Here is a 13,714-nt window from a genome sequence, read left to right on the forward strand (position 1 = left end):
TCAAGAAGTTAAATCTAAATTTTAGCCTGGTGGCCAATTTAAATTTCTTCCTCCAAGAACGTGGAAATGGATATGTCCTACTGTTTGCCCTCCTTGCTCTCCGCAATTAGTGACAACTCTGTATCCATCCTCTGCAATTCCTTGTTCATTTACTAGTTTATTAATAGTCTTGAAAATGTGTGCAAATACTTCTGCATTTTCTTCATTAACTTCATTTAAACTAGCTATGTGTTCTTTAGGAATAACTAAAAAATGTACTGGTGCTTCTGGACTTATATCATGAAAAGCTAAAACTTTATCATCTTCATAAATCTTTTTGCTTGGAATTTCTCCAGCTACTATTTTACAAAAAATACAATCTGACATGATTTTCACCTCCTAAGCAATGAATCTATTATCTATTATAACTCATTTTGAATGTAAAAATCTTCTTTTTATAATACTATTTCACCTTTTGCTACTTCTCCCTCAAAAGAATTAATTTTTACATTTAATATTTTACCTGAAACGTTGCAATCAGCCTTAGCATTTACCTTTATATAATTTCTTGTATATCCAGTGTAAACTCCACTTCCTAATTCAACTTCTTCCTCAAATAAAACATCAATAACTTCACCTATATATTTTTCAGCAAAGGCTTTTTCATTAATTCTATTTAATTCAATAAGTTTTTTACTTCTTTCGTCTTTCTTATTTCCATCAACTTGATTTTCCATATTCTCTGCTCTAGTACCTTTTCTAGGACTATATTTAAATATGTGAGTTTTTGAAAGAGCTATTCTCTTTAAGAATTCGTAAGTTTCTTCAAATTCTTCATCAGTTTCTCCAGGGAAACCAACAATTACGTCTGTTGTTATAGAAACATCTTCTATTTTATCTCTTAAAAGATTTACTATATCTTCATATTCTTTAGCAGTGTATCTTCTATTCATTCTTTTTAAAGTAGCATCACATCCACTTTGAAGTGATAAGTGGAAATGAGGACATAGTTTTTTAAGAGCTAAGATTCTTCTTACAACATCTTCTGTAAAGAACGTAGGATCTATTGAACCTATTCTAACTCTTTCTATTCCATCGATTTTTTCTATCTCTTCTAGTAAATCAACTAATGTTACTTTTTCATCTAAATCAACACCATAAGATGCTGTATGAATTCCTGATAATATTATTTCTTTAAATCCATGCTCTGCTAAACTTCTTATTTCATCTAAAACCTTCTTAGGGTCTTTTGAACAAACAGAACCTCTAGTATATGGAATTAAGCAATAAGCACAGAATCTATTACATCCATCTTGTATTTTTAAGAAAGCTCTAGTTTTATTATTATACTCTTCAATTTTTAGGTCCTCAAAAACTTTATTCTTTAAAACAGCGCCAACTTTAACTTGTTGCTTGCCTTCATCTCTAGCCTTATTTACATAATAAACTATTTCACCTTTATTTCTTGAACCTAAAACTACATCTACGCCTTCAATTCCTGAAACCTCTGTAGGTGCTATTTGAGCATAACATCCAACTACAGCTATAATAGCCTCTGGATTTTGTCTTCTAGCTCTTCCTATTATTTGTCTTGATTTCTTATCTCCCATGTTAGTTACGCTACAAGTATTAACTACATACACATCTGCCATTTCATTAAAATCTACAACTTCATAGCCTTCTCTAACAAATTTTTCAGTCATTGCTTCTGATTCATATGTATTAACTCTACACCCTAGTGTAGCAAATGCAACTTTCATTAAATATTTCCTCCTAAATCACCAAGCTCATACTGAATAAGAGAAATACAGGTAAATCCTGCTGTCTCTGTTCTTAAAATTCTTGGTCCTAAAGTTACAATATGAGCTCCTTTTTCTTTTAGGGCTTCTATTTCACTTTCTTCAAATCCGCCTTCTGGCCCAACCATTATTCCAACATTTTTTATACTATCTTTATCCTCTATAGAGTTAACCATAGCTCTTATTCCGTATCCTGTAGCATTTTCATAAGGAATAACCATAAGGTCTAATTGATCTATCTTTTCTAAAACCTCTTTAAAGTCCATTGGTTCTAATACTTGTGGTATTACCGTTCTTTTACTTTGTTTACATGCCTCTAAAGCGATTTTATTTAATCTATCTAATTTTTTAAATTCACCTTTTAATTTAACGTCTACTCTATCAGTGATTGTTGGAATTATTTCTGAAACACCAAGTTCTACACATTTTTGAACTATTAAATCCATTTTTGCAGCCTTTGGCATTCCTTGAAATAAAGTAATATTTAAATTACTTTCATTGTTTACATCAAGCTTCTCTAAGATTTTGATAGAAACCTCTTGTTTATTAACCTCTTCTACCTCACCTAAAAACTCTTCACTTTCAAGGTTATTTACAACAACCTTCTCACCTGGTTTTACCCTTAAAACCTTATAAATATGTTTTACATCTTCCCCTGTTATTGTGGCATGAGTGTCTGAAAACATATGCGCTGGTGTAAAAAACTTATGCATAATTTTATACTCCCTTACTAAATTATTTTAACTTAGCAACAATACAGTTCCATTCTCCATCTTTGTTAACTTCCATAACCTCAAAACCTTCTTGTTCTAATTTATCTATAACCATTTGTCTTCTCTCATGTATTATACCTGAAGTTATGAAAATTCCATCTTTATTTAATGCTTTTTTAACATCATCAACTAGTATGCAGATTATTTCAGCTATTATATTTGCAACAACTATATCAGCTTTTCCATCTACAACATCTAAAAGATTTCCATATAATACTTCTATGTTGTCAACATTGTTAAATGATATATTTTCCTTAGCTGAATCTACAGCAACTGGGTCTAAGTCAACTCCTAGAACATGTTTTGCACCAAGTTTAGAAGCAACTAAAGCAAGTATTCCTGAACCTGTTCCAATATCAAATACAGTAGTATCAGCCTTAACATATTTATCTAAAGCTTGAACACACATTCTTGTAGTTTCATGATCTCCAGTACCAAAAGCCATACCTGGGTCTAATTCTACTACCATTTCTTCTCCAGTAGGTTCATACTCTTCCCATATTGGTTTTATAACTATTTTTTCTCCAATCTTTATTGGCTTATAGTATTTCTTCCAGTTATTAGCCCAGTCTTCTTCAAACATTTTTTCTGCTTCAACTGTTCCTTCACCAACATCTAATCCTGATTCTTTTAACTCTTCTACTCTTTCCTTAACATAAGCTATTACATCATCAATGTTATCCTCTTCTGAGAAATAACCTTTAACAACGGCAACCTTCCCCTTATGTTCTAATATGTTTATATCTGCAAAATCCCAAGTTAAAGGTCCTTGTTCTCTTCCTAATATATCATTTGGATCCTCTATAGCAACACCCTTACAGTCTAATCCGTAAAATATTCCTGATATAGGTTCTAATGCCTCACTTTTAGTTATTACTCTAACTTCAATCCAAGTTCCTTCCATTTATGTATCAATCCTTTCTTATGCTACTTTGACTAATAATTTATTTTACACTTTAGTGTAGTATCTGTCTAGCTTATAAGCATTATTATGTTTCATATGCTTTATTAAAATTTCTAAGATAAACTTCTTATCATTATTTTTATTATCACACATAAAAAAAATAAAGGCTATAGTCTATTATTGACATAACCTTTAAACTTAATCTTATTTAAACTCTATAAATATTTAATATCTCTCTCTAATAATTTCTAAAACTTCTTCCTTAGTTAACTTTATAGCTTTCATACTTTCTATAAATCCATCTAATGCATCCTCTACAAGCTCTTTTCTTATGTTTTTTAATATTTCTTCATCTTCTGTTATAGTACTTGGTTTATTTCTTATTGTTTCTATAAGTCCCATAGTCTCCATATCTCTATATGCTCTTTGAACTGTATTAGGATTTACTTTTAACATTTCTGCAAGCTCCCTCCTTGATGGTATATGATCCCCTGGCTTTAAATTTCCAATAACTAAAGATTGTTTTATATGTCTTATTATTTGGAGATAAATTGGTTCTCTATCATTTACTTCAAAAAACATTTTATTTACCTCCTGCTATCTTAATGTCACTTAAATATCCATATTCTAACTCACCTATATAAACTGGATTTCTACTAGGTATATCTATAACTGCTAAATAAGCTCCACTTACAAAACCATCATCTCTAACCTTAACAAAATTAGCTATAACTTTATTTCCTACAATTATAAATTTACCTAAATCTCTAACTTCTACCCCATATCTCTTTAATCTTTCATTTTCTACAATATCTTTATAAAATTTAAACTCTTTTGTTTTAGTGTCAAACACTAATGCTGAAGTCTTCTCATCTGAGGTCTGGGTAATATATATTTCACCATAAGCCTCAAACATTGTACCACCTTTTCCATTTGGATCAAAGGAAGATTCCTTTATTTCATCTCTTATTTTCTCATCAGGATTATATCTTTTTATTTTTTTAGTATTTACATTTAATTCAATAATGCTCTCATCACTATATATTCCCCTCTTATCAGTCTTATCAAGTTCGTTTAATTTATAATATACTGTATCTTCTTCAGCATTTAATAAAGTTCCAAACTCTTGAGGTATTGAATTTATATGAGAAAATTCTTCATTTAAGTGCAATTCTTCATCTAAATTTATTATATCAACTATATTAAATTTTTTATCAGATAAATTTATTTCTCCAAATACTATATTATTTTCCTCGTAATTCATTGAAAATAATATATTTATTTTTCCATCTTTATAAGTGACTTTATCTATATTATTATTTCTAATATATTCATCTACCCTAACATCAAAAGTTTCATAAGTATTAGATTTTTTATCCTTAAATCTAACTTCAAGCTTTTGAATACCATTACCATATATATGAGTAACATCAACCATTACATCGTCATCCTCAAAGAAAGTATTTCTTGTTGGGTATATTCCTCTAAAAAACTTCTTATCCTTAAGCACATCAATACCATCAAAACGCCTCTCATTAATAACATTTCTTCTACTAACTGTTTCAGCTCCAACAGTTACTTCTTCCTCAAAAATATCTCTATCTTTATAAAAAACTAAGTCAACATCTCCGAGCTCACTTCTACTTCCATATATATCTTTAAACTTTATTGGTGAACAATTTGTGTAAATAAATATTCCAGAAAAAACTATAAATGCACTAAAAAATATTACTGTTAATACCAAAGGTACTCTTTTTTTCATAATTTCTACTCCTCCTTACACATGAACCTTTTTTTCAAGCAAATACTTTGAATAAAACCATCCAAACAAATCATATAAGATTGCTATGAAAACAAACCAAATAAATTTTTCAAACATATAAAAATCCATTTTTCCTGGGAAGATTAAAACTAAGAAAAGAAAAGAACATCCTAATATTACCCCTAATATTCCACCCTTTACTCCAAAACTTCTCTCTAATATTGCAAATAAAAAAGTTAATAATATCATTGCTATAAAAAATAAGCCATGAGTTATTAAATTAACAAAACTAACTGGAATCAATCCATAAAAATTACTTATTGAACTAGATAATATGGTAATTAAACTTTCTTTTACTATAGCATCAGTTGGAACCATAATATTAAATATTATATAATTTATAAGTAATGCTACTATTTGAAAGAAAACTAAAGATAAATAATAAAAACATGCTGCTAAAAACTTGTATATAATAATAAACTTTTTAGGAAATGGCAATGTTAAAAGAGTATATGCACTTTTATTCTCTCCTTTAAACTCACCAAGCCATAGATACCAACAATATAAACAAAAACATCCTAGTATTAAAAGCGTTAATAGCATACCCTTTCCACGATTAGAAAAACTACTAAAAGAACCTATAGGAGAAAACATTTGAATAGCACCTATATTCTCTGTTTTTTCTAAATAAATCTTTAATTCATCACTTAAACTATAACTAAAATAGACAATGTTTAAAAGCATAATTCCAACAGCTGATCCTATTGTTATTTTTAAATCTCTTAATATCTGTAAGTTTAAAAGATAACTTAACTTTTTAAAATTCCCCTTACTCACCTTCATGTACCTCCCTTATTTTCTCTACCATTGACAATCCTTCATTTTCTCTTACATCTTCAACATAAAATTCTATTTTAATATTTCCATCACTTAAAAAGACAACTTTATCAACTATATTTTCAACCTCTTTTAATTCATGAGTTGTTAGTAAAATTCCAATATTATTATCCATATAGCCAATTAAAGATTCTATAAACTTCTCTCTTGTAAAAATATCTATACCTGAAAAAGGTTCATCTAAAAGTAAATATTCTGGGTGTCTAGCAAAACCTAGTATAAGTTTTACCCTTGCTATATTCCCCTTGGAAAGTTTATTTATTTTTAAGTCATCAGTTAATTTAAAATCTTTTAACATTTCATAAGCTTTATCCATATCCCACTTTTCATACATCATACTCATATATTCAAAGGCATCTTTTATTTTCATGTCACCATAAGTATTTAAAACATCAGGTACAAATGCAATATTTTCATAGGTCTTATAATTTAGCTTTTCTCCATTAAAAAGCACTTCCCCCTCATCTTGCTTAACAAGGCCCATAATTATCTTTAAAAGAGTAGACTTTCCCACTCCATTTAACCCTAGTAAAGCAGTTATTTCTCCCTTCTTTACATTAAAAGTAATATTCTCTAAAACTTTTTTTCTTCTAAACTTCTTTTTAACACCAACCACTTCTATCATTTAATCACCCCTAGATTTATGTTAATATATTTTTGTACTCATGTATTACTTCATTAATACACTAACCTTAAGTGTATTATACCACTAATACACCAACTTGTAAATCATTTACTTTTTTTAAATTTATATAAACAAAAAATACCCTAGTCATTTCTAACTAGAGTATTTAAATTAACTATTTTTTCTTTTTAAATTTTGAGAAGAATCCTTCATCTTTTTCATCTATATCATCAACTGATTCCCCAGATGCCTTCATAAAGGCTTTTAATGCTTCTTCTTGCTCTTTGTTTAGATGTTTTGGAACCTCTACTACCATATGAACGTATTGGTTTCCTCTTCCTCCACCATTAACGTGAGGAACACCTTTTCCTTTTAATCTAAACTTAGTTCCTGGTTGAGTACCTGCTGGAACCTTATATTTAACATTTCCATCTACAGTCGGAACAGTTATTTCTGCTCCTAAAGCAGCCTTAGCCATGCTTATCTTGTAATCATAGTAAATATCTGAACCTTCTCTTCTAAATATCTTAGATGGAGCAACATTTACTCTTATATATAAATCTCCTGCAGGACCATTATTAGCACCTTGCTCACCTTGTCCTCTTAAAGGTATTATGTTTCCAGTATCTACACCAGCTGGTATCTTAACTGTTATCTTTCTGTTCTTTCTAACAGTTCCTTTTCCCTTACAATCTGGACATGGATCTTCAATTACTTTACCTGTTCCACCACATTGATCACAAGTTGTTGTAGATACAAAGCTTCCTAAAGGAGTTTGTCTTTGAACTCTTATTTGACCTGAACCGTTACATTTTGGACAAGTCTTAGGAGATGTGCCTGCTTTAGCACCTGTACCATGACAAGTTTCACAATTTTCAGTTCTAGTTATAGATATTTCTTTTTCACATCCAAACACAGCTTCTTCAAATGTTATATTTAATCTATATTCTAAATCAGCACCTCTTTGAGGAGCATTTCTTCTTCTAGATGATCCGCCACCAAATCCTCCACCAAAGAATGATTCAAAAATATCTCCAAAGCCACCCATTTCTGAGAAGTCGAATCCACCAGCATCAAAGCCGCCAAATCCGCCACCACCAAAGCCACCGCTTCCATCGAAAGCAGCATGACCAAATTGATCATATTTAGCTTTTTTATCAGGGTCTTTTAAAACATCATATGCTTCATTTACTTCTTTAAAGTTTTCTTCCGCTTCCTTATCTCCAGGATTTCTATCCGGGTGATATTTCATAGCCATTTTTCTAAAAGCTCTTTTTATCTCATCATCTGAAGCACCTTTTTGAAGCCCAAGCACTTCATAGTAATCTCTTTTAGCCACTGTTATTCACCACCTATAAGTTTACTTATAAAAAGGGAAGACTATTGAGCCTTCCCTCTATTAATTCTTTTTATATTATATCAAAGCTTTAAGTCTTGTGATAGTTTTAATTATTATTTATCATCTTGAACTTCGAAATCAGCATCTACAACATTGTCATCGTTGTTGTTTGTAGCACCTGCTCCAGCATTAGCTCCACCCATGTTGTTTGGATCGAATCCTTGACCTTGTGCTCCACCATTTTGTTGGTATAATTTTTCTGATACTTTGTAGAATGCTTGAGTTAAATCTTCCATAGCTTTCTTGATAGCTTCTATATCGTCACCATCTTTAACTTTTTTAACTTCTTCGATTTTAGCTTCTATTTCTGATTTTTCTTCAGCTGAAACTTTATCACCAAGTTCATTTAAAGTTTTTTCTGTTTGGTAAACAGTTTGCTCAGCATTGTTTTTAACTTCTATAGCTTCTTTTCTCTTCTTATCTTCTTCAGCAAATTGTTCTGCTTCTTTTACAGCCTTATCTATTTCAGCATCGCTTAAGTTAGTTGAAGCTGTGATTGTAATGTTAGCTTCTTTTCCAGTAGCTTTATCAGTTGCTGAAACTTTAACTATACCGTTAGCATCTATATCGAAAGCAACTTCTATTTGAGGGATTCCTCTTGGAGCTGGAGCAATTCCTGATAGAGTAAATCTACCTAAAGTTTTGTTATCAGCTGCCATTTGTCTTTCACCTTGTACTACGTGAATTTCAACTGAAGTTTGGTTATCTGCTGCAGTTGAGAATATTTGACTCTTTCTTGCAGGGATAGTTGTATTTCTTTCGATTAATGGAGTTGCAACTCCTCCTAAAGTTTCGATTCCTAATGTTAATGGAGTAACATCTAATAATAATACGTCTTTAACATCACCAGTTAATACACCAGCTTGGATAGCAGCACCCATTGCTACGCACTCATCTGGGTTAACTCCTTTTGAAGGTTCTTTTCCAGTGAAGTTTTTAACAGCTTCTTGAACTGCTGGTATTCTTGTTGATCCACCAACTAAGATTACTTTATCTATATCATTTAATGAAACATTACCTGATTTTAAAGCTTCTTTCATTATGTTGATTGTTCTTTCAACTAAGTCATGAGTTAATTCATTGAATTTAGCTCTTGTTAATGTCATATCTATGTGTTTTGGACCAGTTGCATCAGCAGTTATAAATGGTAAGTTGATTAATGTTTGAGTTGATGATGATAACTCAATTTTAGCTTTTTCAGCAGCTTCTTTTAATCTTTGAAGAGCCATTTTATCTTGTCTTAAATCAATTCCGTTTTGAGCTTTAAAGTCTTCAGCTATATAATCTATAATTCTTTGGTCAAAGTCATCTCCACCTAATCTAGCATCTCCGTTTGTTGATACAACTTCAAATACTCCATCTCCTAAGTCTAAGATAGATACGTCGAAAGTACCACCACCTAGGTCATATACTAAGATTTTGTGAGCACTATCCATTTTGTCTAATCCGTAAGCTAATGATGCAGCTGTTGGTTCGTTTATTATTCTCTTAACATCTAAACCAGCTATTCTACCAGCATCCTTAGTTGCTTGTCTTTCGGCATCATTGAAGTAAGCTGGAACTGTGATAACAGCTTCTGTTACTTTTTCTCCTAAGTAAGCTTCTGCATCTGCTTTTAATTTTTGAAGTATCATTGCTGATATTTCTTGTGGTGTATAATCTTTTCCATCTATATTAACTTTATAGTCAGTTCCCATGTGTCTTTTTATTGACATTATTGTTTTGTCAGGATTTGTTATTGCTTGTCTTTTAGCAACTTGACCTACTAATCTTTCTCCGTTTGCTTGGAATGAAACTACTGATGGAGTTGTTCTAGCACCTTCTGAGTTAGTGATAACTACTGGTTCTCCACCTTCCATAACAGCTACGCATGAATTTGTTGTTCCTAAATCTATACCGATTATTTTACTCATTGTTAATTCCTCCTCTAACAATATCTATAATTTAAACCTGTTAAATGCTAATTAAATTATTTAGTTACAGTTACCATTGAATGTCTGATAACCTTATCCCCTCTCTTGTATCCTTTTTGGAATACTTGAGCTACTTGATTTGGCTCTGCGCCTTCTTGTTCCACAACCATCATTGCTTGATGTAATTCTGGATCAAAACCATTTTCTGTAGATATTTCTTCAACTTGAAGTTTTTCTAAAGCATCCTCAAATTGTCTTACTGTCATTTCAACACCTTTTTTAAGATCTTCAACAGTTCCATCTACAGCTAAGGCTCTTTCTAAGTTATCTAATACTGGAAGCATTTTGATTAAAACATCTTCACATGCATCAGTATATATTCTTTCTTTTTCTTTATCTGTTCTTTTTCTGTAGTTTTCATACTCTGCAGATATTCTTAATAATCTATCTTTTAAGGCCTCTAATTCATTTTCTAATTTCTTTGTTTTACTTTTAAACATAGTATTTTCTTCCTTTAAAGCCTTTAATTCTTCAAAATCAATAACTTTTTCATCAGCCTTAATATCTTCTGAAACTTCTTCTACCTCTTCATCAATATTAGGATTTTCAGCTTTTGTTTCGTTATCTAATTCTTCTTGGATATTTTCCTTTAACTCTTCGTTAAAATCTTTATTATCCACCATAAAGCAGCCACACCTCTTCTCTTTTTTTACTTACTTATTCTTTAAAGTTTCATTTAACTCTTTCATAACTTCAGTCATGATTGATAAGACTTTAGAATAATTTATTCTTCTAGGACCTATTAAAGCTATTGTACCTAAAGATCTATCTCCTACATGATATCCAGCTGATATTATGGAACATTCCTTTGCTTCTGGTACAAATATTTCATCACCTATTTTTACAGTCATATCATCACTATCACTTATAAGTTCTGAAATACTTTTTTTATCATGTAAAAGCTCTAAAATCTCTTTTGCCTTATGAATATTATTATATTCAGGATAATTGAATATATTAATTGTTCCTTCTAAGAATACCTCAGAAGTTTCATCACCTTTTAAACTCTCATAAAGAGCAGGTAAAACCGCATTTACTATATCTTCATATCCGCTTAAAGCTCTATTGAGATTGCTAATAACCTCTAAGTTTATTTGCTCAATAGTAAGGTTTTTAAGCCTTTCAGTTATTATCTTACTAATTTTAATAAGTTCTTCAGATATAGGAACACTCTTTACTTTTATGACTGTATTTCTTATTACACCATTATCAGTTACTAAAACACATAAAATACTTACATCATCAACTTTTAAAAGCTGAATTGATTTTACAAAGCTCTTATGTACTGAAGGTGCTTTTACTATACAAGTCATTTTAGTAAGTTCCGATAGAAGAGCACTAGTTTGTTTGATTATTTTATCAACTTCGTACAAGGTACCATCTATTATTGAACTTCTAATAAGCCCTTCCTCTTCAGAGGACAATCTTTCGAATTCAATCATTCTATCAACATATAATCTATATCCTCTGCTTGATGGAATTCTTCCTGCCGAAGTATGAGGCTGTTCTAAAAATCCCATATCCTCTAAGTCAGCCATTTCATTTCTTATGGTAGCTGAACTTACTCCAAGATTATATTTTTTAGCGATAGTTCTTGAACCAACAGGCTCTCCAGTTGATATATAGTCTTGAATTATAGCTCTTAATATTTGAAGCTTTCTATCATCTATCACTAATCTCACCTCTTTATTAGCACTCACTCTGAACGAGTGCTAACTAGTACACTATTAATATATTACCTACCAAGTTTTTTGTCAATTCCATTTTTTATCATTTCAAATGAAAATTTTGAATTTTACCTTATTTATTCTTTAATATCTTTATTTTTCTTTTATTTGCTTCAATTTATACCATAACCTATTTTTAATTTTATAATAGAAAATCAGCCATTATTATATTTGATATTTCTATGCCTTTTTCACTTAGAAAAATCCTTCCTGAATCCCTTATTAAAAGCCCTTCATCTATATACTTATTTAGTATTTCTCCATAAACATCATTTATATTCATACTAAATCTCTTTTTAAATTCATTTTCATCTATTCCATTAATTTTTCTAAGCCCCATAAACATAAATTCTTCCATATTATCATTTTTTGAATTATTTATTATTTCTTCTACGGCTTCTCCCTTCTCATTGATAGAATTTATATATTCCTCAACACTACTTATATTTTTAATTCTTTTTCCATTAATATAAGAAGCTGCTGCTGATCCTACTCCTATCCAGTTATCCATATTCCAATATGCTAAATTATGTCTACATTCTTTTCCCTCTTTAGCATAATTAGAAATCTCATATTGATTAAATCCATTTTCCTCTAAAATTTTCTTTGCTAAATGGTACATTTTTCTCTCTTCTTCTTCTGTTGGTAGCTTTAACTTATCATTTTCATATAAATTATAAAAAGCAGTGCCTTCTTCTATAATTAAACTATATGCTGATATATGTGCTGGCTCTAAAGATATTATCTCTCTTAAAGTCTCTTCCCATTCATTTAATCTTTGATTTGGTAAACCAAACATTAAATCAACATTTATGTTATTAAAACCAACCTTTTTTGCTAATAAAAAATTTTCTTTAAAGGTTTTATAGTTATGTATTCTTCCAAGCCCTTTAAGAAGATTATCCTGCTTAGCTTGAAGCCCCATACTGATCCTATTTACACCATACTTTTTCATAACTTCTAGCTTTTCTTCTGTTAAGTTTCCTGGATTACACTCCATAGAGTACTCTATATCTTTTGCCATATTAAGTTTAGCTATTTCTTTTAATAAACATTCTAATTCATTAGATTCTAAAACACTTGGTGTTCCCCCTCCAATAAATATAGTGTTTATTTCTAGATTATTATGTTTCTCTCTTAAATTTATTATTTCCTTATTTAGAGCTTCTATATAGGCCTTTCTTAAATGATCTTTCCTGGCAAAGGAAGGAAAATCACAATAAAGACACTTTTGTGCACAAAAAGGAATGTGTATATATAAAGAAATTTTGTCCATAGTTACTTACCTCCATGTAAAATAAATAAACTTTTTAACTAATATAAAATAAATTTTGTAGTTAAATACAAATTATTAGTTATGAGTCTTTCTTTCATATTACAATAAAAAAAGTCATGAGTGAATAAACCCATGACTTTTATATGATTCTTTCACAAAATTAAATATCTAACTTTAGATAAAACTAAAATTTTAAAATTTAAGATTAATATTGCCATTTAAATAAGTTTACTAAAATATAAATAAGTTTACTCAAAATATTTTTAGCTTTATATCTCTCTTAAATTTATATTTATAACATTGTGAACTAATAAATCTCTTTGAACTTCTATAATTGAAGTGTTTATTACTTCACCCTCTAAGTTTATCTCTAAATCACTATGATCTCCATGCTTAGCTAAAAACTTATCTAAATCAGAAATTTTAACACTGATAGAAATATTATCTCCATTTTTTCTATTTATAACACCAGTTGCCTTCCTATTATTTCTAAACTTTCTGCACTTAATTTTAACATCTCTTTTATTAGCATTTAACATAAGAATACCTCTCCTCTACATAACTTTTATTAATTTACTATAAATATATTGAGGAGATTTC

14 protein-coding genes are annotated in these 13,714 nt (G+C 29.9%); all 14 read right to left on the reverse strand.

What is annotated here, in order from left to right:
* Positions 1-21 precede the first annotated feature (21 nt).
* On the reverse strand, positions 22-366 hold the full coding sequence (locus tag CPF_RS11105) for a histidine triad nucleotide-binding protein (protein ID WP_011591025.1): 345 nt from the start codon (positions 364-366) through the stop codon (positions 22-24).
* A gap of 68 nt (positions 367-434) precedes the next feature.
* A complete protein-coding gene (gene mtaB, locus CPF_RS11110; protein WP_003478502.1) occupies positions 435-1,739 on the reverse strand; it encodes a tRNA (N(6)-L-threonylcarbamoyladenosine(37)-C(2))-methylthiotransferase MtaB in 1,305 nt (434 codons plus the stop codon).
* On the reverse strand, positions 1,739-2,491 hold the full coding sequence (locus tag CPF_RS11115; RefSeq protein ID WP_011591026.1) for a 16S rRNA (uracil(1498)-N(3))-methyltransferase: 753 nt from the start codon (positions 2,489-2,491) through the stop codon (positions 1,739-1,741). Before CPF_RS11115 ends, mtaB begins: the two co-directional genes overlap by 1 nt.
* A 22-nt stretch (positions 2,492-2,513) precedes the next feature.
* On the reverse strand, positions 2,514-3,455 hold the full coding sequence (prmA, locus tag CPF_RS11120; RefSeq protein WP_011591027.1) for a 50S ribosomal protein L11 methyltransferase: 942 nt from the start codon (positions 3,453-3,455) through the stop codon (positions 2,514-2,516).
* Positions 3,456-3,680: 225 nt separating this feature from the next.
* Positions 3,681-4,037, reverse strand: a complete 357-nt coding sequence (locus tag CPF_RS11125; RefSeq protein WP_003451353.1) for a GntR family transcriptional regulator — start codon at positions 4,035-4,037, stop codon at positions 3,681-3,683.
* A 1-nt stretch (position 4,038) separates the two neighbouring features.
* Entirely contained in the window at positions 4,039-5,217 is a 1,179-nt protein-coding gene (locus CPF_RS11130) for a hypothetical protein (protein WP_011591028.1), read from the reverse strand.
* Between the two features lie 15 nt (positions 5,218-5,232).
* Positions 5,233-6,054 (reverse strand): hypothetical protein, encoded by an 822-nt coding sequence (locus tag CPF_RS11135; protein ID WP_041702720.1) that lies wholly within the window; start codon positions 6,052-6,054, stop codon positions 5,233-5,235.
* Positions 6,047-6,739, reverse strand: a complete 693-nt coding sequence (locus tag CPF_RS11140) for an ATP-binding cassette domain-containing protein (protein WP_003470891.1) — start codon at positions 6,737-6,739, stop codon at positions 6,047-6,049. Before CPF_RS11140 ends, CPF_RS11135 begins: the two co-directional genes overlap by 8 nt.
* A gap of 175 nt (positions 6,740-6,914) precedes the next feature.
* Entirely contained in the window at positions 6,915-8,078 is a 1,164-nt protein-coding gene (dnaJ, locus tag CPF_RS11145; protein WP_003451159.1) for a molecular chaperone DnaJ, read from the reverse strand.
* A 113-nt stretch (positions 8,079-8,191) separates the two neighbouring features.
* Positions 8,192-10,051 carry a molecular chaperone DnaK gene (gene dnaK / locus CPF_RS11150; protein WP_003454824.1) on the reverse strand — a complete coding sequence of 620 codons (1,860 nt, stop codon included), beginning with the start codon at positions 10,049-10,051 and terminating at the stop codon, positions 8,192-8,194.
* A 56-nt stretch (positions 10,052-10,107) separates the two neighbouring features.
* Complete coding sequence (grpE, locus tag CPF_RS11155; protein WP_003461874.1) at positions 10,108-10,734, reverse strand: nucleotide exchange factor GrpE; 627 nt, start codon at positions 10,732-10,734, stop codon at positions 10,108-10,110.
* Between the two features lie 30 nt (positions 10,735-10,764).
* Positions 10,765-11,784 (reverse strand): heat-inducible transcriptional repressor HrcA, encoded by a 1,020-nt coding sequence (gene hrcA / locus CPF_RS11160; protein ID WP_003470958.1) that lies wholly within the window; start codon positions 11,782-11,784, stop codon positions 10,765-10,767.
* 196 nt (positions 11,785-11,980) lie between these two features.
* Positions 11,981-13,114 (reverse strand): radical SAM family heme chaperone HemW, encoded by a 1,134-nt coding sequence (hemW, locus tag CPF_RS11165; protein ID WP_011591030.1) that lies wholly within the window; start codon positions 13,112-13,114, stop codon positions 11,981-11,983.
* Between the two features lie 269 nt (positions 13,115-13,383).
* Entirely contained in the window at positions 13,384-13,653 is a 270-nt protein-coding gene (locus tag CPF_RS11170) for a hypothetical protein (RefSeq protein ID WP_011591031.1), read from the reverse strand.
* Positions 13,654-13,714: the final 61 nt, after the last annotated feature.

This window comes from Clostridium perfringens ATCC 13124, assembly GCF_000013285.1.
Taxonomy (GTDB): domain Bacteria; phylum Bacillota; class Clostridia; order Clostridiales; family Clostridiaceae; genus Sarcina; species Sarcina perfringens.

Coding starts and splice junctions, on each gene's coding strand:
- CPF_RS11130 (WP_011591028.1), bottom strand. CDS start 5,217: ATGAAAAAAAGAGTACCTTTGGTATTAACAGTAATATTTTTTAGTGCA.
- CPF_RS11105 (WP_011591025.1), bottom strand. CDS start 366: ATGTCAGATTGTATTTTTTGTAAAATAGTAGCTGGAGAAATTCCAAGC.
- CPF_RS11170 (WP_011591031.1), bottom strand. CDS start 13,653: ATGTTAAATGCTAATAAAAGAGATGTTAAAATTAAGTGCAGAAAGTTT.
- prmA (WP_011591027.1), bottom strand. CDS start 3,455: ATGGAAGGAACTTGGATTGAAGTTAGAGTAATAACTAAAAGTGAGGCA.
- mtaB (WP_003478502.1), bottom strand. CDS start 1,739: ATGAAAGTTGCATTTGCTACACTAGGGTGTAGAGTTAATACATATGAA.
- CPF_RS11140 (WP_003470891.1), bottom strand. CDS start 6,739: ATGATAGAAGTGGTTGGTGTTAAAAAGAAGTTTAGAAGAAAAAAAGTT.
- grpE (WP_003461874.1), bottom strand. CDS start 10,734: ATGGTGGATAATAAAGATTTTAACGAAGAGTTAAAGGAAAATATCCAA.
- dnaK (WP_003454824.1), bottom strand. CDS start 10,051: ATGAGTAAAATAATCGGTATAGATTTAGGAACAACAAATTCATGCGTA.
- CPF_RS11115 (WP_011591026.1), bottom strand. CDS start 2,491: ATGCATAAGTTTTTTACACCAGCGCATATGTTTTCAGACACTCATGCC.
- CPF_RS11125 (WP_003451353.1), bottom strand. CDS start 4,037: ATGTTTTTTGAAGTAAATGATAGAGAACCAATTTATCTCCAAATAATA.
- hemW (WP_011591030.1), bottom strand. CDS start 13,114: ATGGACAAAATTTCTTTATATATACACATTCCTTTTTGTGCACAAAAG.